At 49.1% G+C, this 19,403-nt stretch carries 12 protein-coding genes; 1 reads left to right on the top strand and 11 read right to left on the bottom strand.

What is annotated here, in order from left to right:
* Window positions 1-75: 75 nt before the first annotated feature.
* The 10 genes from KPC83_RS00880 to pheS form a co-directional block, all read right to left on the bottom strand.
* On the bottom strand, window positions 76-1,974 hold the full coding sequence (locus tag KPC83_RS00880) for an ABC transporter ATP-binding protein (RefSeq protein WP_216278721.1): 1,899 nt from the start codon (window positions 1,972-1,974) through the stop codon (window positions 76-78).
* Window positions 1,967-3,748 carry an ABC transporter ATP-binding protein gene (locus KPC83_RS00875; protein ID WP_216278720.1) on the bottom strand — a complete coding sequence of 594 codons (1,782 nt, stop codon included), beginning with the start codon at window positions 3,746-3,748 and terminating at the stop codon, window positions 1,967-1,969. The genes KPC83_RS00880 and KPC83_RS00875 overlap by 8 nt, the downstream gene beginning before the upstream one ends.
* Window positions 3,741-4,226, bottom strand: coding sequence for a MarR family winged helix-turn-helix transcriptional regulator (locus tag KPC83_RS00870; RefSeq protein ID WP_253201011.1), 486 nt, complete (start codon window positions 4,224-4,226; stop codon window positions 3,741-3,743). Before KPC83_RS00870 ends, KPC83_RS00875 begins: the two co-directional genes overlap by 8 nt.
* A 240-nt stretch (window positions 4,227-4,466) precedes the next feature.
* The gene (locus tag KPC83_RS00865; protein ID WP_216278719.1) at window positions 4,467-4,778 is read right to left on the bottom strand and encodes a CDP-alcohol phosphatidyltransferase; all 312 of its coding nucleotides are present in this window, start codon (window positions 4,776-4,778) and stop codon (window positions 4,467-4,469) included.
* Window positions 4,779-5,037: 259 nt separating this feature from the next.
* Window positions 5,038-6,912, bottom strand: coding sequence for a glutamine--fructose-6-phosphate transaminase (isomerizing) (glmS, locus tag KPC83_RS00860; RefSeq protein ID WP_216278718.1), 1,875 nt, complete (start codon window positions 6,910-6,912; stop codon window positions 5,038-5,040).
* 1,415 nt (window positions 6,913-8,327) lie between these two features.
* A complete protein-coding gene (locus tag KPC83_RS00855; protein ID WP_216278717.1) occupies window positions 8,328-8,963 on the bottom strand; it encodes a hypothetical protein in 636 nt (211 codons plus the stop codon).
* Window positions 8,964-8,986: 23 nt separating this feature from the next.
* A complete protein-coding gene (locus KPC83_RS00850; protein ID WP_216278716.1) occupies window positions 8,987-9,388 on the bottom strand; it encodes a hypothetical protein in 402 nt (133 codons plus the stop codon).
* Between the two features lie 359 nt (window positions 9,389-9,747).
* Window positions 9,748-10,704 carry a hypothetical protein gene (locus KPC83_RS00845; protein WP_216278715.1) on the bottom strand — a complete coding sequence of 319 codons (957 nt, stop codon included), beginning with the start codon at window positions 10,702-10,704 and terminating at the stop codon, window positions 9,748-9,750.
* Between the two features lie 60 nt (window positions 10,705-10,764).
* On the bottom strand, window positions 10,765-13,218 hold the full coding sequence (gene pheT / locus KPC83_RS00840; protein WP_216278714.1) for a phenylalanine--tRNA ligase subunit beta: 2,454 nt from the start codon (window positions 13,216-13,218) through the stop codon (window positions 10,765-10,767).
* Window positions 13,219-13,253: 35 nt separating this feature from the next.
* On the bottom strand, window positions 13,254-14,330 hold the full coding sequence (gene pheS / locus KPC83_RS00835) for a phenylalanine--tRNA ligase subunit alpha (protein ID WP_305828552.1): 1,077 nt from the start codon (window positions 14,328-14,330) through the stop codon (window positions 13,254-13,256).
* Window positions 14,331-14,737: 407 nt separating this feature from the next.
* Between pheS and KPC83_RS00830 the strand changes: the two genes are divergently transcribed.
* Complete coding sequence (locus KPC83_RS00830; protein WP_216278713.1) at window positions 14,738-16,270, top strand: carboxypeptidase M32; 1,533 nt, start codon at window positions 14,738-14,740, stop codon at window positions 16,268-16,270.
* Window positions 16,271-16,301: 31 nt separating this feature from the next.
* On the opposite strand, the gene KPC83_RS00825 is transcribed toward KPC83_RS00830, so the two are convergent.
* A complete protein-coding gene (locus KPC83_RS00825) occupies window positions 16,302-19,349 on the bottom strand; it encodes an insulinase family protein (protein ID WP_216278712.1) in 3,048 nt (1,015 codons plus the stop codon).
* Window positions 19,350-19,403: the final 54 nt, after the last annotated feature.

Genomic DNA, 19,403 nt, shown 5'->3' with positions numbered 1-19,403 from the left:
ACGTAGCAGCTTAGCAGCATGGTGGCACGGACGATGCGCGCAAAGCCCTCCTTGCGCGCACACGTATACAAGCTGCTACTCAAGCTCAAAGGCACCGGTATAGAGCTGGTAATAATAACCTTTTTGCGCAATAAGCTCGTTGTGAGTACCGCGCTCAATAACCCGACCATGATCGAGCACAATAATGCAATCGGCATTGCGAACCGTTGAAAGGCGATGCGCAATAACAAAGGTAGTTCGTCCTTGCATAAGGGCATCCATACCACGTTGCACAATTGCCTCGGTGCGCGTATCAATGCTCGATGTTGCCTCGTCAAGAATCATTGCCGGTGGGTCGGCAACCGCAGCGCGGGCAATCGAGAGTAACTGGCGTTGGCCTTGACTAATCTGTGAGCCGTTATCGGTTAGCATGGTGTTATAACCCTCAGGCAAGCGCTGAATAAACTCATCGGCTCCAGCCAGCTGAGCTGCTTTGATGCACGCCTCATCTGTGGCATCTAGCTTGCCATAGCGAATGTTATCCATCACAGTTCCGGTAAATAGATTAACGTCTTGCAACACCACACCTAAAGACCGACGCAGGTCGGCTTTACAAATCTTATTGATGTTAATACCGTCGTAGCGAATTTTTCCATCAGCAATGTCATAAAAGCGATTGATGAGGTTAGTAATGGTGGTCTTACCTGCACCGGTAGCTCCGACAAACGCAATCTTTTGACCCGGCTTGGCAAATACCGAAACATCGTGCAACACGGTTTGCCCTGGCTTATAACCAAAGTCAACGTGCTCCATGCGTACATCACCGCGCAAAGGTACATACTCAACACGACCGTCGCTTTGGTGCACATGCTTCCAAGCCCAAAGACCCGTGCGCTCCTGAGACTCTACCAGCTCGTTGTTTTTAACAGCCATATTGGCTAGGGTGACGTAGCCCTCATCCTGCTCTTCCTCTTGATCGAGCAGCTCAAAGATACGAGAAGCGCCAGCCATGCCCATAACCACGGCATTGATTTGGTTTGAAATCTGACCAATCTGTCCAACAAACTGTTTGGTCATATTAAGAAACGGGATAGCAACAGCAAGCGTAAGTGGCAAACCAGAAATAGATACATTGGGAGCCTGCACTGAAATAAGCATACCACCCACAATAGCCACAATAACGTAGAGCAAGTTACCGAGATTCATAAGCACCGGCATTAAAATATTGGCATAACTATTTGCTGCACGTGCAGCGTCTTCCCATGCCACATTAATGCGATCAAAATCTGTTGTTGCCTCGGTCTCATGGGTAAAAACCTTAATAACCTTCTCGCCTGCCATCATCTCAGCAACATGACCTTCAAGCTCAGCAACTGCCTGCTGCTGGCGCATAAAGTTTTTTGCCGAACGTCCACCCAGTATCTTGGTTGTCCATGCCATAAGCGCTGAGCCACCAACCACGAGAACCGCCATAGGCAAGCTGTAATACACCATGACTGCCATCAAGGAGCCCATGGTCATAATTGTCATCATAAGCATAGGAAGGCTCTGCGAAATCATCTGTCGCATGGCATCAATATCGTTCGTGTAATAACTCATGATGTCGCCGTGCAGATGCGTATCGAAATAGCGAACCGGCAGCTTTTGCATATGCTCAAACATAGTAAGACGAAACTTCTTGAGTGAGCCTTGCGTAATAATTGCCATAGCCTGCTGCCAAAAGGCGATGCAGATAAGGCCTAATGCATAAAACAGACCAAGCATAACAATGTTTTGCAGAATAGGACCTGCAGCCACATCCCACGAGCCACTCTCCCAAGTTTCTTGAACGATGGTCAAAATTCGCTGCATAAATACATTGGGCGCTGATTGAACAAGCGCGTTTAGCACAATGGCAAGACCCACCGTTGGCAATAGCACGGGATAAAACTCGCGCAGCATGTTCATCAGACGTTTTGCGGTGCCTTTTGCGGGCTTCATATGCATATTACTCATGGTGCGACACCTCCGTATCGTCAAGTTCTGCTGCATGTTCGTCATGACTTTGCTTTGTCTGCGAAAGATATACCTCGCGATAAATTTCACTGGTGCGCAGAAGCTCCTCGTGGGTGCCAATAGCAGAAATACGCCCATTGTTCATAACTAAAATACGGTCGGCATCCTCAACAGAACTTGTACGCTGCGCGATAATAATCTTGGTAGTTTGCGGCAGATATGATTTAAGACCAGCTCGAATCAGCTTGTCGGTTTTTGTATCAACCGCACTGGTGGAGTCGTCAAGAATAAGAATCTTTGGTTCACGCAGCAAAGCGCGCGCGATACAGAGGCGCTGGCGCTGACCTCCCGATACATTTGCACCACCCTGCTCGATATAGTGCTCGTACCCATCATCAAAACCCTGGATAAACTCATCGGCTTGAGCCAAGCGCGCAGCCTCAACAATCTGCTCATCACTGGCTCCCGCATTGCCCCAGCGCAGATTATCTGCAATGCTGCCCGAGAACAACACATTTTTCTGGAGCACCATGGCAACCTCGGTACGCAAAACGTCGAGGTCATAGGCGCGAACGTCTACGCCGCCCACCTTTACGCTACCACGGCTTACGTCATACAAACGTGGGATAAGCTGAACCAAACTCGACTTTGCAGAGCCCGTCGATCCAATAATGCCAATGGTCTCACCCGATGCAATATGTAAATCAATATCCGAAAGCGCCTCGGCCTCGCCTTCAGAACCATAGGTAAAACCAACGCCCTCAAAGTCAATTGAGCCGTCGACCACCTGGGTAACTGGATTATCTGGTGAGGTTATTTCTGACATGGTGGTCAGCACCTCAGTAATGCGATGCGCACCTTCTTCAGCAATAGCAATAAGGGCAAATACCATGGAAAGCATCATCATGCTCATAAGGATTTGCACACCGTAGGAAATCATGCTGGAAAGCTGACCCACATCAAGCATTGTTCCGTGCGAGTCAATAATGGCGTAGGAGCCAGCTGTTAAAAGAAATATAATAATAACGTACCAGAAGAAGTTCATAAGCGGACCCATAAGTGCAATAGTTCGCTCAGCATGCGTAAAGTCTAGGCGAACCTCTTCGGCGGCTGTATCAAACTTTTTAATCTCGTAGTTTTCGCGCACGTAGCTTTTTACCACGCGAATAGCTGAAAGGTTCTCGCCAGCTGACTCATTTAAGCGGTCGTAGCGCTTGAAAATACGCTTGAAAATGCCCTTAACCCTCGAAATAATGAAGAACATCGACAGCCCCATGAGCGGAATAACCGCCAAGAAGATAAAAGAGACCCAGCCACCCATGATATAAGCCATAACGAAGGAGAACAAAATAACAAGAGGTGTACGAATGGCGGTGCGAATAATCATCATAAAGGCCATTTGCAAGTTTTGAATATCTGTCGTCAGGCGCGTAACCAGCGACGATTGAGAGAACTTATCAATGGTTGCAAAGTCATACGTCTGAATGGCTTGAAACATATCAAGTCGCAGATTGCGCGAGAAGCCTACCGATGCCTTTGCACAGGTAAGACCTGCAGCAGCGCCAAATGCCAGAGAGATTAACGACAAAAGTGCCAGTATCGCGGCATACTGCAGCTGCTCAGAAATGGGAGCGCCCGCCTTTACGCGATCAATAAGGAGCGCTGTACCAAAGGGAATAAGAATTTCAAAGAGAACTTCGCCCATAACCAAAAGCGGGGTTGCAATAGTTACACCCCTGTACTGACGAATGCTCTTTATCAGCGTTCTAATCATCCAAGTCCTCCCAACTATGCCGCACCTTTGTTAACAGAGCTTCGAGCTGCTCCTGCTCAGGTTCACTAAGCGCCTGAAATGCTCGGCGACGAAACTGCACACGCTCTTCTTGGTCAAGCGCTGCTCGTTTTGCGCCCTCTTCGGTAAGCTTAATCGTGAGTTGCCGACGGTCATCAGGGTTTTTACGACGTTCAATTAACCCAGCAACCTCAAGCTTTGACAAAATCTCTGAGAGCGAACCTGGCTTGATGGGAATCTGAGCCCGTAGCTCTTGCTGAGACAACTCTCCCCCATGTTTTGCCAAGAAGCAAAGAATTGGCGTCTGACCAGAACGCCCGCCCCGCCTAAAATGTAGATAGTGCCCACAAAACCCCATCAGCGCCAAAATAGAACGGGCACGCTGTTCTTCAAGAGATTCATGGGGCTGTGCTTCTGTGAGCTGCTCAGCGGCAGCTAGTTGGTCAAAACGCTTACTCACATCACTCAAAATATCTTCCTCCTCGTCACAAGGAGAACGATTCTAGTAAGGTACCAAACAAATGTCAAGTGCGAGACGTCGGTGTTTATGTAGCGAGTTTGCTGAGAACTGGCAAACAAATGATGCCAAACCACAAGGCGTTGCGGTTTGACATCATCATATGGGATACGCGCCGTTTGCTCCTTTTTCTCTTTTCATGCAGGTAGCAGGTTGCGCGCACATGTACGTTGTAGCTAGCGCCTATGCAGGGCAAATCCACCCTTCCTGAATTGACTCATAAAAACTGGCTGAGTCAGCCAAATCATGAAGGCTTTTTCCATCAAGCCACGGTAGTTCAACCAGCTCAGAAAGTGTAGTAACCAACTCTGAACAATCGGTGAACCGACCTTTTTCGTTGAGCTCTTCACAATCCTGTACACGCCAATATCCATCGGTATGGGTAACATAGTATTCATGCCCCTCAACAGTCATGAATACACGGGTCTTTGAGCGCAAGTAGGCTAAGAGCTCCTCAAAATTAACCGTTAGCGTCTCATCTGCTTTCACACCCATGGGGCCTCCTCGGGTTGATGCGTCATACGTTCTGACGCGACTTCCTGATACCTCTACTTAACCCGTAAATATGCGTTACGGGTACAACAATTAGGTGGACGGTATATTTTTTCGAGCAGCGGTAAAAAATGTGGCTTCCATCATCTGAAAGCCACAAACTATGCTGATTTAATTGTAATAGTGTGCTTATTTTGCGCAGTGAAACCGGTCAGACTGGCCGCACTCTACGCTGCTCTTTTGCTCCTTTTTCCCGTCCGTCTTATTCAACCGTTACGCTCTTTGCAAGATTTCTTGGCTGGTCAATATCACAGCCACGCAAACGTGCAACCTCGCGTGCCAAAAGCTGCAGCGGAACAGTCGCAGTAATTGCTGAGAACGCCTCACGCGTAGGCGGCACATAAATTACGTAATCGGCAATGGCCTCAATTTCGTGGTCGCCCTCAGTGGCAACAGCAATAATCTTTGCGCCACGCGCTTCGCACTCTTTGAGATTAGAGAGCACTTTGTCATATACGGCGCTTTTGGTGGCAACGGCAATAACAGGAAAACCCGGCTCAATCAGGGCAATAGCACCGTGCTTCATTTCACCAGCAGCATAGGCCTCAGCATGCAAATAACTAATCTCTTTCAGCTTTAGCGCACCTTCGTTGCTAACCGCTGCGCCCATGCCGCGACCCACAAAAAGTGCCGATGGGGCATCTTTACAGGCAGTAGCAGCGCTTTGTATAGCCTGCTGTTGTGTATCGAGAATTGTCTGGATATGCTCAGCTGTATCGCCGAGTTCGCGGAACAACATGCGCGTTTGTCCCGTCGTGAGCTTTCCCTTTACCTGACCAAGCAGCATGGCAAGCAAGGTTAAACTCACTACCTGACCAATAAAGCTTTTTGTGCTTGCAACGGCAATTTCTTTATTTGCTTTAGTATAAATTACGCCGTCGGACTCGCGCGCCACCGGACTGCCAACTACGTTGGTAACGCCAAAAACCTTTGCCCCTTTAATGCGTGCGTCTCGAATAGCTGCTAAGGTGTCCGCTGTTTCGCCCGACTGTGAAACTGCAACTACCAAGGTAGACGGCGTGATGATTGGATTTCGATAACGAAATTCACTAGCTGCCTCAACCTCGCAGGGAATACGAGCCCAGGCTTCTATAAGGTTTTTTGCAATGAGACCTGCATGATAGCTGGTGCCACAGGCAATAACGTAAACGCGGTCAACAAGGTTTAGCTCCTCAAAGCTTAGTCCAAGCTCGTCGATGTCGAGCTCACCCGCCCCTGTTAATCGCCCAACCAAGGTATCGCGAACCACGCGCGGCTGCTCAAAAATCTCTTTGAGCATAAAGTCGGGATAGCCAGCCTTTTCTGCCAAATCAATATCCCAGTCAATATGAGTGACGGCTGGTTCAATGGGAGTGCCTTGGTCGTCGGTATATATGATTTTGTTGGGTGTCAGAAGTGCGAATTGACCATCTTCGAGCACCACCACATCACGAGTTGCATCGATGAGAGCAATAACGTCAGAAGCAACATAGCTGCCGTGCTCGCCGCGACCAATGACGATAGGGCTATCTTTGCGAGCAACAGCAATGGTGCCTGGTTCATCTGCCGCTATAGCCGCGACACCATAAGCACCCACCACTTGCGTGCAGGCAATGCGCAGCGCGTCCAAAAGCTTGTGTGTAGCAGGGATACCTGAGGATTCATTACCCTCGTATGCTTCTTCAATAAGATGCGCAAAGACCTCGGTGTCGGTGTCGCTTGAGAAATGGTGTCCGCGCTGGATAAGCTCCTCTCGGAGTTCGGCGAAGTTTTCAATGATACCGTTATGTACAATTGCAATACGGCCATCGCAACTTATATGCGGATGTGCATTTGCCTGCGTAGGACGGCCATGTGTTGCCCAACGGGTATGTCCAATGCCGCAGGTAGAAGTCGAGCTGTGCCCGTTAAGCTCAGATTCAAGACCAGAAACCTTGCCCACACGGCGAATGATGTTGAGCGTGTATGTGCCCGTGGCATCACGTTCTGCAAGCGCGACACCTGCAGAATCGTACCCACGATATTCAAGTCGCTTTAGCCCAGTTACCAGTATGTTTGCTGCAGGGTTTTGTCCTGTATAACCAACTATGCCGCACATATCATGCTCCTCCACTCAGTTAAGCAAACGTTATCGGAGTTAGATGCTAACGTATGGATATGACAATCTCGTGCATCAAGCGAGGACTATACGCGCTTGCTTGTTTCCCAGAGGTGGAGTGTGGGGTGTGGTTCTAACCTTGCATCTGTCGTTTGATTTGCAAATTTGTTAGATGCATAGTCTTTTAACGGGAACTGCGCTACGCGAAAGTTCCCTTAGAAAAGCTATGCCACCCTTATGCTGTAGCTCTGTCTCACCTGTCCCACACAATCGGTTCACCCCACATCCCACCATACACAAGCAGCACGTATGTGATGAAAAGAGTTTGGGTCGGAGCCCTTTCGCAACAAGAGCGAAATCTCGTTTTAAGGGCTTTTCTACTCGAAAGTTTACCTAGGAACATATGCGTCGCAAAACTGCTCGTTTCTCAATTCAGATGAGACCAAGGTATTGCCTTCCCTGAATGTGATGCGCAAAATTCTCCGAATACAATACCTTAGTCTCTCACCTACTTATCGTTCTTTTCAAAATCGCAAATCAAGAAAAGAGTAGTTCATAAACACTTTTCCTGAAAAGTAGCTCGTTTCTCTCCTGCATGGGCAGATTTCAAAACACCGCCAACTTGGAATAACAGTTTTGACAGAAACGGGCAATTTGGCAGTAAAACCTGACAAAAACGGGCAATCTGGCAATAAACCCCCTATAGCAAGAGAAACTGCACCTCATCTACCTGCAGGTTTAAAAACTAACGAATAACCCACGGGGGTTCTACACTGCCAAATTGCCCGTTTCTGTCAAAAAGGTTTGGACTAGTATCGCCTAAGCAATTTAGACTCGTGAACAAAATTCGAGCTACCGAGCTAGTATGGTGCAATCTCTTACATAAGTTGCAGCCGCCACTTCGATAAAGCCTCTCACTTGATGCCTATGCAACACTTTTGACCTGCGTTTTGGCAAAAATGACCAATTTGACGCAGAAATCTGTCATTTTTGACTAATTTGGCGTAAAGAAACAGTTGTCAACTTACTCTCAACTCATCTACCTGCAGTTTTGCCAACTAAAAATCAACCCGCTGGGTTATAGAGAGTACTTTTTCGTTATTTTTGCCAAAACGACAGGTGTAACTTATTGATTTGATGGTGGTGGTAGTTTATGTTTAGTGCATCAGCTATACTATTGCGTAACATGCCGTAATGAATTGCAGTGTTGGAATACCTTGTAATAGCTTTACAAAATTGCGAAAACTCAGGGTTTCTGGAAGCAAATCGCTCTAGTGTACGAATTATTCCCTGTGGTCCAAGTATAGGGGGTCTGTACAAGCGAACTTTTCAGCGTTTCCGCAGGAAAGACGCTTTACTGTAGTGGAGTATACTTGACCCTAGTCGAGAAAATCGTACATTAGATGCATTTGCTCCTAAAACCCAAGAGTTTTCCAGTCAATTAAGACGTTTCGCCGCAAATCTAATTCGCGTAACTCAAAATCTTGCGGCTGACGAGGCTTGGAATAGTTTAATTTCTTACGAATATGCTCTACAACAGAATGCCATGCTTTAAGCGAAGACATGGTGGCATAGGTAAGCAGCACAACATGATAGCCCATTGTTTCTAATGCAAGCGCTCTATCTGCATAAGCCAAGTAACTCGCTTTGTTGTCATGAATCAGCTTACTTTGGCACTCAACGATAACGGGAACACCACCATCATTTGGCTCAAATAACAAATCGGCTACAACATAGTTCTTCTGAAGCATATGCTTAGCTCGCCTACTTAGTATAATTCGGCGGTTCAAAGAAAAATTACTGAACCCAGCACCACCCTTATAGCAAGAAAAACCAAACAATATCGCTGCCTGCGCTTCAAAAGGTGACGCAGCTCCATCTCGAACATATCTAAGAGCAGCTTCAAGTTTAAGGTAGCCATTTTTTCTTTTGAAATTTGGAAGTATGGACTCGAGTTGAGATACGGAAAGCAGCGGAGCACGTTTACAGAGGCTTGAATCCAAAACTGGAGCATTATCTAAAAACTCGTGTAGCAAATTCTGATAACGCAATTCCCTGCCTAATATATCCCCTATTACCTGTCTGTAACATGAGGGAATTTCAAATACCGAAAAACTGCCGCTAATTCAAATAAAGCCATACACAAATGAATCAAAGAAATATCCCGTGACAGAGTTACTGCTGTCACGCGTGCATCTGTGTAGGCGCAATCTGAACAGGCTGGTATCACATAATCATCGATTACAATATCATTGAGTACCATAGGTTTAATACCTTTACTTGGCCGGCGCCTATCGCGACAAAAAGTGAGTATACGCAGGGGAAACGGTGCAATATCTCTAAGTAAAGCCATCAAAGCCTTTTTATGTGTTACTGCTTCAGTCTTGGTTGCTGCCGCCTCAAGCAGGCATTCAAACAACTGCGGTGGGATTCTATGGATATAAAACGATGAGGTAGAACAAAATATTGTTTCCAACAGGTGCCTCCTTACATTCAATTGAGGTTTACTCAACTCTGTAACTGGCGCCAAGGATGCACCCTGTTATCTCCCAAAATCGTGCATAAATCTATAAAAAAGCTAGTCCGAAACTCATACAAATCTATATCAAAACTATTTTTTCGCAGTTCAGAGACGTATACCCGAAGCGGGTATGTAAGAACTATCCATAATACATATACAGATTCCCTATCAAAAACACAAAAAACTGACTCTCTAAGGTCTTGACAATATTTTTCAAGAGCATTCGCTGGTACAAGAGTTTAGCCACGCTATTACGGTTGCGCGAACTCGGGCAGACCCGCACAAACTTGAAACTTGAAGCTTAAAAGCACCTTTTAACTTGCAACTGCAGGTGTAACAGACACGTCTAAAACATTCAAACGCTCAGCAAACAACTGCTCAGTTGTTTCAACTACCTCAAAGAAGGTCTGCTCAAAAAACCGCGCATCAAGCATGCAATAATTTGGTTCTGTCTGTAAAAGCTCATTAGCACGAACAGTTTCGTGTGCCACGCCAACCGCTGCGATGCTGTGCACACCATCAATACTATATTGCGGAAAATGCGCCGCAGCCTGTAGTAAACGCTCTGTCACCTGAGGGAATGCATCGATATGTAAGGTCTTACCAAACATATCAAAGTCGGCTTGTTTTTTGCGGCGAAACTGATCGTTTGGCCTGTCGCCGCGCACATCTAAAAACTCATTGACACGCAGATTCCAGAGCTTATCGGCCAGAAGATGCGCCCAGGCTCCTAAGGTTAGGTCAAGTACGGAGCACTGGAGTTGCACTTCATTCACCGGTGATACGCGCATAACCATGTTACTCAACAATTGAGACGATATAACACCAACACCGCTCGACAAGGCTGGCAATAATCCAGAAACATCACTCACCGGCTGTACCTCAGCACAGGCACACCCACAGCATATCTCTGGCCCGCGCCGCATCTCCGCCGCCCGAACCCGCTCGACAACACTTGCCGTCTCTGCCGCTATTGAGCCCATAGGCACCACATCACACTCATTACATGCCGGTACCCTCTGCAAAAGTGGCGCAACATACAGCTCCCAAAACTCCTGCTCTCGGGGTTTTGGAATAGGTTCTGAGTTGGCAAAGTGCGTCACGCGATATGGCAAAGGCTCCTCAATGCCCGGGACCATATAACCCACCATAATGTCAGGCACCACATTGCCAAACAAAAACGCATTCTGATCGCGAATAAATCGCGCGAGGGAGCTTGCCCTCTCAAGTACGGCTTCTGTTTGCGCAATATGAATATTCCAACTTGGCATATAACAAGCGCGACGCGCCTTCCCCTTTCTTACGCCATATATGGCAGCGTTCTTAAGAAGCTACGAACGAACCTCTCCATTAACAGCGCGACACACCTTAGTAACCAGTTTTTGATGTGCTCGTTCAACTTCTTCGCTGGTTAACGTATGGTCAGCAGCGCGATAGGTAAGTGCAAAAGCCATAGACTTTTTATTTTTGCCCACCCGTACCGGATCGCGATATACATCAAAGAGACGCGCATCAGCAAGTAAGTTGCCTCCCGCTGCATGTAAGCGCTGCAAAATATCGGCGTAGCTCACGTCTTCGTCAACTACCAGCGCGAGGTCAATGTCTACGCTGGGAAAACTCGAATACTCACGATATTGCTCTTGTGCCTGAGCAAGCCTTAACAGCAGCTCAACATTAAGCTCAAAAGCCGCAACTGGCGTATCAATATCAAAGGCGCGTAAAGCGTTGGGGTGAATTTCACCCACCCAACCAAGTACACTTGAACCGCTCTGCACCTCTGCTGCGCGCCCTGGCTGCAAGAAACTATACTGCTCGCCTGTGGCAACTACAAAGCGCGGTTTAGGTATCCGCAGTTGAGTCAAAAGCTCTTCTACCACTCCCTTTGCATCAAAGAAACGCAGTTCATGATGGTGCTGATTCCACGTATCAAGTGCTGCGGTGCCCGAAAACACACCAGCAACGGAGCGCAGCTCACGCGGTAAGCTCTTATGCTCACGCCCCCAGAACAGCTCGCCTATCTCATACAGCATGACCTGCTGTGTTCCGTGAGCATTGTTGTAAGCCACCGACTGCAACAAACCAGGCATCAAAGAACGACGAAGTTCTGTTTGCTCAGCCACTAAAGGATTCATAATTTCAACGGCGCAACCACGGCCATCTGCAGACATACCTAGGCGCTCAAGATCGCCAGGAGCTGCAAAACTAAAGCTCGTGGCTTCATTTAAGCCACAGCTTCGCAACAAGCGCCCCATCATACGCAGCGTGTGCTGCTCAGCTGTCAAACCACCAATATGATTTTTTGCCGCAGGAACCTGTGCCGGTACGCGGTCCATGCCCCAAAGACGAATAATCTCTTCAATAAGGTCAATCTCGCGTACCAAATCAGGACGATAACTCGGAGGAGTTACCTCTAAACGCTCGTTTCCCTCAACAACCGTGCAACCCAGACGTGTAAGCGCACGCACCACAAACGCCACGGGAATCTCAACACCACAGATAGCTTTCACGCGCGGCAAGCGTAATTCAAGCTCAGGTAACGTACACGGAGCAGGATATACATCCACATAGCCAGGTGCAACCTGACCTTCTGCCAGCTGCTCAATCAAAGCGCAGGCAATATTGGCAACGTCAACACAACCACGCTCATCAACCTGACGCTCAAACCGAATGCTTGCATCAGAAATCAGCGACAAATTGCGGCTGGTATGGCTTGTACGTCCCGCATCAAAACAAGCACTTTCTAGCAAAACATCAACGGTTGTATCACTAATCTCAGAGTCAGCACCGCCCATAACACCTGCCAGAGCAACGGGGCGCACGCCATCGGTAATAAGCGCCATGCCCTCAGCAAGCTCGCGCTCAACACCATCAAGTGTCACAAAACGCTCACCTTCATGCGCTGCTCGTACATACACCCTGCGCTTACCTGCCTGCTCAGAAAAACTAGCAAGGTCAAAGGCATGAAGCGGCTGACCAGTTAGCATCATAACGTAGTTGGTAATGTCAACAATATTGTTATGCGGACGAATCTTGAGTGCTGCAAGACGCTGAACCAACCACTCAGGCGAAGGAGCAACTTTTACGCCGCGTATAATACGCGCCACATACCGACGGCAAAGTGCTGCATCAGTAATTTCAACCGATAGCTCATCGGCGGTAGGCGCACCCTGCTCAGTCGCAATAGTTGGCATCTCAATATGAGTATCGCAATCGAAAATAGCTCCTACCTCACGCGCAATACCCACCATTGACAGGCAGTCAGGACGATTTGGCGTTATCTCACAATCGAGCACCGTGTCTGAAGTGCCTAAATACTCAGCAAAGGGCATACCAACCGGCGCATCAGCAGGCAAAATCATAATGCCCTCATGGTCTGTGCTGAGCCCAAGCTCCCGAGCTGAGCAATTCATGCCCTCAGAAACCTGACCGCGGAGCTTGCTTTTCTTGATAAGCACGCCGCCCGGCAACTCAGCGCCCACCAGCGCAGTTACAATGTGGTCGCCCTCATTAAAATTCTGAGCGCCACATACAATTTGCAGCGGTGTTGGCTCGCCTTCCGTATTTAGATGATGCTCACCAACATCAACCTGACACAACCACATGTGGTCAGAATCGGGGTGCGCCACCTTAGATACAACTTGTGCGGTCACAATATGGTCAAACTGCTCGCCTACCACATCAACGGCTTCAACCTCGGTGCCCGTGCGTACAAACTCACGAACCAAGTCGTGCGGGTCTGCTGGTACATCTACCAGGGTTTTGAGCCAGTCATAAGAAACGCGCATAAAACAACTCCTTTATGTGCCTGATATGTACCAGATTAAAATTGAGCCAAGAAGCGCATGTCGCCGGTCATCAGCGTGCGCAAATCGGGAAGGTCATAGCGAAGTGCAGCGATACGCTCCACACCCGCACCAAAGGCAAAACCAGAATACAGCTCAGGGTCGATACCGCAGTTTACAAGCACATTTGGGTCAACCATGCCTGCACCTAAAATCTCAATCCAGCCTGAGTGCTTACAAAAACTACAACCCTCACCATGGCATACCCCGCACGATACATCAATCTCACACGACGGCTCAGTAAACGGGAAGAAGTGCGGGCGGTAGCGCGTGCGACGGTCTTTACCAAACATAGAGCGTACAAAGTAGTCGAGCGTGCCCTTAAGGTCTGCAAAGCTAATACCCTTATCAACTACCAAGCCCTCTACCTGATTAAACTGCGGGAGATGGCTTGCGTCAGCAGTATCAGGACGATACACACGCCCCGGAGCAATCATATAAATGGGCGGCGTCTGGGTTTCCATGGTATGAATTTGCACGCCTGAGGTTTGCGTACGCAATAACACGTCTGACTCACCCTGCGCATGTACCTCAGGGTGCGCAACCGAGCCGGGTGCCAAATCGAGCACATAGAACGTATCACGTGCAGAACGGCTGGGATGGTCCATAGGCGCATTTAGGGCAGTAAAGTTGTAATAGCTTGTCTCAACCTGTGGACCTGACTCAACGGTATAGCCAATCGAGCAAAAGACATCTTCAATCTCTTCAATAATCTGACTAATAAGATGCTGATGGCCCAGATGTGGACGCACGCCTGGAAGCGTAATGTCAAGCGCTTCGGCAGCAAGTTTGCGCTCTTGAGCCGCCTGTTTCATAGCCGCCATGCGCTCAGAAAGCACCTGTTCAACTGCACTGCGCACCTCATTGGCACACTTGCCTACCTGCGGCCGCTCTTCAGGTGTGAGCTGTCCCATCATGCGCATCATGCCAGTTAGCTCACCCTTGCGCCCCAAAAGTGCAACACGCGCCTCTTCAAGTTTTTCCTGCGTCTCAGCTGACGCAATCAACTGACGTGCACGCACTTCAAGCTGGCGCAAGTCATCCAACAAGCTCATAGCTATCCCTTCTCACAAAAAATCCGCCCCGTCTCAATCCATTAAGAAATAGAGCCAGGGCGGATGAATCCGCGGTACCACCTCGCTTGGCTGCCGGTTGTCTGTCCGACATGCCCGCTACTACCCTATATCGCTAGGGCTTGCGGCTTCCCTACTGGGCGCATAGTGCACTGTTCAAGTTGCTGCTCAGGAGTGAACGCGCCCAAACACATACGCAGCACGGCTTTCAGCCCACGACCATGCCTCTCTTGGCGTATGCAAACGCTCAAGCACCCTCTCCGTCATCGCGTTGAAGGCAAGAATAGCACACCCGCCAAGATTTAGCAGTAAGACATATACTTCTGTAACAAGACTCACGCTACACTGAGTCTCTGGACAATGCACTACCGCACATAAGGAGTTTCCTAATGTCTCAAACCACTCAAACCGATTCTGTACAGCCCGTCAAAGCGCGCCTTGATGCCCTTGAGCGAGAACTCTGGTCACAAGAATATCTTATGAAGATAGCCGAATTTGATGGAGCAACAATAGCCCCCGAAGACGGCGCTGATGCCCGCGGAGAAGCACTTGGCTACCTCACGGCACAACATCACAGCCTGCTAACCAGCGAGTGTGCAAAGCAGCTCGTACACGAGGCACAAGCGGCTGTTGATACCGGAGCAGAAACTGACCCCACCCTGCTTAACCGTGTGCGCGTTCTTGCCCGTGACCAACGTGAAGCAGCCGCTATCCCAGAAGATGAAGCGGTAGCTTGGGCAAAACTTGTATGTGAGGCCAACGCTGTCTGGCACAAAGCTAAACCAGCAAATGATTGGGCAGCCTTTGAACCCTATGTTGACCAGATGGTTGACACACTCAAGCGGCACGCAGGCTATTTAGATAGCCAGCGTGACCCCTACGATGTCATGCTCGACCAATTTGAACGAGGACTAACCTCGGCTCAATTTGATGCTTTTTGTGACGCTGCAAAACAAACCATTGTGCCGCTTGTAGCCGCGATTGCAAAAGCACCCCGTCCAAAAGCTGATTTTCTTACAAACCCTGTAGCCGAGCCGGTACAACGCGCCATGTCGTATGACCTTATGAAACTTGTGGGTCTACATATGCCAGGAAGCACGCTTGCTTTTACCGAGCATCCGTTCTCAGAAGGATTTGCGCTCGGTGATGTGCGCGTTGCTACTCACATCTACGAAGACAACCTTATGTCCAATGTGTATTCGGTTATTCACGAGGCTGGTCACGCTATATACGAGCAAAATATCAAGCCAGACTTTGCATATACCTGCCTCTTTAGTGGAACCTCACTCGGTATTCATGAAAGCCAGAGCCGCCTATTTGAAAACACGCTCGGACGTTCTCGCGCTTTTATGGCACCACTGCTTAAGCTTTTACGCGCTCATGCACCTGAGATATACAACAAGGTCTCTGAGGATGAGCTCTATCATGCAGTCAATATTGCTGGTCCTTCGCTCATTCGCACCGAGGCCGATGAGCTAACCTATTCGCTTCATGTCATGATTCGCTACGAAATTGAACAGGCGCTCTTTGCAGGCGAGGCAAGAGCAGCAGATATTCCTCGTCTCTGGAACGACCTTACCAAGCAGTACTTAGGTCTTGACGTGCCTAACTTTACAGAAGGTTGCTTGCAGGATACACACTGGAGCGGTGGCAGCTTTGGCTACTTCCCCACCTATGCGCTGGGCTCAGCCTATGATGCGCAGCTCATTGATGCCATGAATCGCGCACAGGTACCCATTGAGCAAAGCTGCGCTCATGGCGACCTCGCCCCAATTCGCAGCTGGCTCAATGAGAACATATGGCAGTGGGGCCGCGCAAAAGATGCCCCTGAGATTATTCGCGACGCCTGCGGAGCCGCCTTTGATGCTCAGTTCTTCTGCCGCTATCTCGAAGACAAGTTTAGCGAGCTATACAAGCTCTAAATGCAGCACACAATGGTTGAGCTGTGAGCACCTAGCCCAACAGCTCAACCACATTGAGATTAAGAGTGCTTTGTTCAACAATCTCACGACCGCCAAAAACGCAAAGTGGTGCCTGGCGTGTTGCCTCTTCAATTACTAAGCCCAGTGCACGCACATCATCTTGCGTGGTTGAGAGTATTTCTTGGCGCAGTTCTTCACGCCAACCAGCGCGGCGCTTAGAGAAGAACTCCTCATCTTGGCGAGCAGCGAGCGCGTATGCCGATAATGGCGCGTCAAGGGAAGCTGTGCAGCTTACGATATAGCCCTCAAAGGTTTCTGGGTCGGCTTCAAAGTTTGCTAACCACGAGCCCGCAGCATCAATACGTGCTTGTGATGCATCAACTGCCGGGTCACGGTAGGTATAAAAAGCGAGCTGCCTGTCTTTTGCCGCTCGGAATCCGCAACCATAGGCACCGCCCTTAACGCGAATCTCGTTCCACAGATAGTCAAAGCTCAGTACCCGTGATGCAACACTCCATGCACCTGTAAGCTTAAGATTTGGGATACGCGGGTCGGTTGCACGCGCGGCATAACACACGTCGCTCGGAATAATAAATGCCTCTGCGCGAGGCTCAGGCCAACGCACCATCATTTCTTTCTCAGGGTGTTTACGCGGTTCAAGACCGAGGTTTCCTGCCTTCTCCCAAAAACGACGATAATCTTCATCAGAGCCAGTAAAGCTCATAACCAGATTAGTTGACGTAAAAATGCGCGCCTGCAAGTTTTCCATGCGCTCAACCAGCTCATCAACGCGCTCATCAAAGTTTGCAAGCAGCTCAGAAATAAAGCGATAAAAATCAATGCCCGAAACCTGCTGCCCCGCAAGCGCAGGAGGACTGACATAACTCATGGCTCGGTCCAAAGCTGCCTGATGTCCCGCATTCAAAAAGCTTTGCTCAAGACCATATTTCATCTGACCCAACACGTCACGAATGCGGTCGGTATCCTCAAACAGAGTCTCTGCCCATACCTCACGCGGAATATCAACCAGCGCATCTAGTTTTTCTGACAAGGCACCCGCGCTCACTTTAAGCACCGGACGTGCCAAGCGCCAATCCGGCTGAGAAAAAATCTGCACACTAAATGACAAAAAGCCAAGCTGCGAGGTAATGTAGCTGTCAAGCTCGCTTGCCGAATGGTGCTTTGTTGCCAGCTGCTTCATGAGCCGCGCTAATATGCTTGCGTATGACAGCTCAATAAAGCTTACGTGTGATAGGTCAAAATACGCTGCCATATAGGCAAGTTTACGTGTTGGAATATCATGCTTTAAGCAGGTCAGCGGTGTAGAAGTGTCAACCACCAGGGCGGGCTCAGCCGCGGGGTCTCCAATATCTGATACGTGCAGACGAGGAAGTGTCGCCATTGCCTCAAGCGTATCCTCAGCCTCTTGAATCTCGCGCAGGCTATCAACTTGGTGTGCAATTTCTTTCAGAGAAGCCTCATCAAGCTCAGTACGTAGCTGCTGGAGCTGAGCCTCACTTGGATCATCAAGCGCCTCGTTGGTTGGCACAAGCTCAACCAGCGCACGATGTGTATTCTCGAGCACCAGCGAACGCAGCAGCTCCTCAAAATAGTTTGTGTCAAGCTCGGCACGTAGCTCCTCAAAAAGCGGTGCATAGCTCAGAGCCAGTGTGGCCGCATTGTCATCATAAAGCCAAGTTGACAAGGCTTCACAAGCCAAAACGACTCCATCAGCGGTGCCATAGTCGCGCTGACGCAAATTAAACTCACTATTTGCGAGAATGGCCTCTAGGCGCTCACGTGGAATACCCTCTGTAACTAACCGCGCCGCCTCACGCTCCACGAGCTCGCGAAGCTGTTGAGCTGCATCAGGGCGTGCTCCTTGTACGGTAATCAGCACGTAGGGCTGCAAACATGCGCTCTGCGTATAGGCAGAAACATTGCTACCCAAACCCTCAGACATCAGCAGCTTTTTAATGGGAGACTCGTTGCTATCAAACAAGGCGCTCACGAGCACCTCAGCTGCTGTAATGCGCTTACGATCCAGCACGCCGTTGCCACCCAACACATAGGCAAGACCAAGCGTTGCATTCTCAGGGCTCGTTTGCATCTGAATTTTGCGATACTCGCAGCTTATAGGCTCTTGTATCTCTAGCGGATTAGGGCCTGCCGCTAATGCACGCTCCAGTTGCTGCGCATCGGGCGCCGCCGCACGCCGCGCCTCAGCATCGCGTGCACGCACCTGATCGTTTAAGAAACGCTCTTCAAGATGCGCCAGTGTTGCCACAATATCTAGGTTGCCATACAACGTGATATAGCTATTTGCCAAATTATAATGACGCGCGTGGTTATCTAAAAAGGCCTGATACGTGAGCTCAGGAATAGCCCGAGGATCGCCACCACTTTGATAGGCATATGCGGTATCGGGGAAAAGCTCTTTGTTAATGGCATCATCAAGTACGCTCAGAGGGTCTGATAGGGCGCCTTTCATCTCGTTATACACAACACCGTTATAGCGCAGATGAGTTTCTGGGTCTGTGAGCGCCGCTCCTTCAGGAACATCAAGTTCAAGATGCCAGCCTTCCTGCTCAAAAATAGCAGGCTTGGTATAAATTGCCGGATTAAGTACGGCATCCATGTATACGTCCATGAGATTGAGCAAGTCTTGCTCATTGGTGCTTGCCACCGGATAAACCGTTTTATCCGGATACGTCATAGCATTTAGAAAGGTTTGCATAGAGCTTTTAATAAGCTCTACAAAAGGCTCTTTAACGGGGTACTTTGCCGACCCACACAACACCGAATGCTCAAGAATATGAAACACACCCGTGTTGTCAGTAGGCGGAGTCTTAAAACCAATAGCAAAGGCTTTGTTATCGTCTTCGCAGGCAAGGTAGAGCAAACGCGCGCCCGAGGCAGTGTGCCTCATAACGTAGGCTTCGCAGTCAAGCTCATCTATAGTTTCGCTTCGCTCCACCACAAAACCTGAAAGCTGCTGGTGAGAACCAAGATATGGCGTCAATATTTTCTGCGCGCGCTCACGAGCAGAGCTCGACACTTGAGGGCTTGTTGAAGTCATGCACACTCCTTTAGCTTGCATGGTACAAATAACCAAGTTGCAATCATATGGCTT

The organism is Collinsella sp. zg1085 (genome assembly GCF_018889955.1).
Classification (GTDB): domain Bacteria; phylum Actinomycetota; class Coriobacteriia; order Coriobacteriales; family Coriobacteriaceae; genus Collinsella.
The sequence above is the reverse complement of the archived record's forward strand: the minus strand, read 5'-3'. Positions and strand labels throughout refer to the sequence as shown.

Coding starts and splice junctions, on each gene's coding strand:
- pheS (WP_305828552.1), bottom strand. CDS start 14,330: ATGAGCTTGTTGGATGACTTGCGCCAGCTTGAAGTGCGTGCACGTCAG.
- KPC83_RS00825 (WP_216278712.1), bottom strand. CDS start 19,349: ATGACTTCAACAAGCCCTCAAGTGTCGAGCTCTGCTCGTGAGCGCGCG.
- pheT (WP_216278714.1), bottom strand. CDS start 13,218: ATGCGCGTTTCTTATGACTGGCTCAAAACCCTGGTAGATGTACCAGCA.
- KPC83_RS00875 (WP_216278720.1), bottom strand. CDS start 3,748: ATGATTAGAACGCTGATAAAGAGCATTCGTCAGTACAGGGGTGTAACT.
- KPC83_RS00845 (WP_216278715.1), bottom strand. CDS start 10,704: ATGCCAAGTTGGAATATTCATATTGCGCAAACAGAAGCCGTACTTGAG.
- KPC83_RS00880 (WP_216278721.1), bottom strand. CDS start 1,974: ATGAGTAATATGCATATGAAGCCCGCAAAAGGCACCGCAAAACGTCTG.
- glmS (WP_216278718.1), bottom strand. CDS start 6,912: ATGTGCGGCATAGTTGGTTATACAGGACAAAACCCTGCAGCAAACATA.
- KPC83_RS00830 (WP_216278713.1), top strand. CDS start 14,738: ATGTCTCAAACCACTCAAACCGATTCTGTACAGCCCGTCAAAGCGCGC.
- KPC83_RS00865 (WP_216278719.1), bottom strand. CDS start 4,778: ATGGGTGTGAAAGCAGATGAGACGCTAACGGTTAATTTTGAGGAGCTC.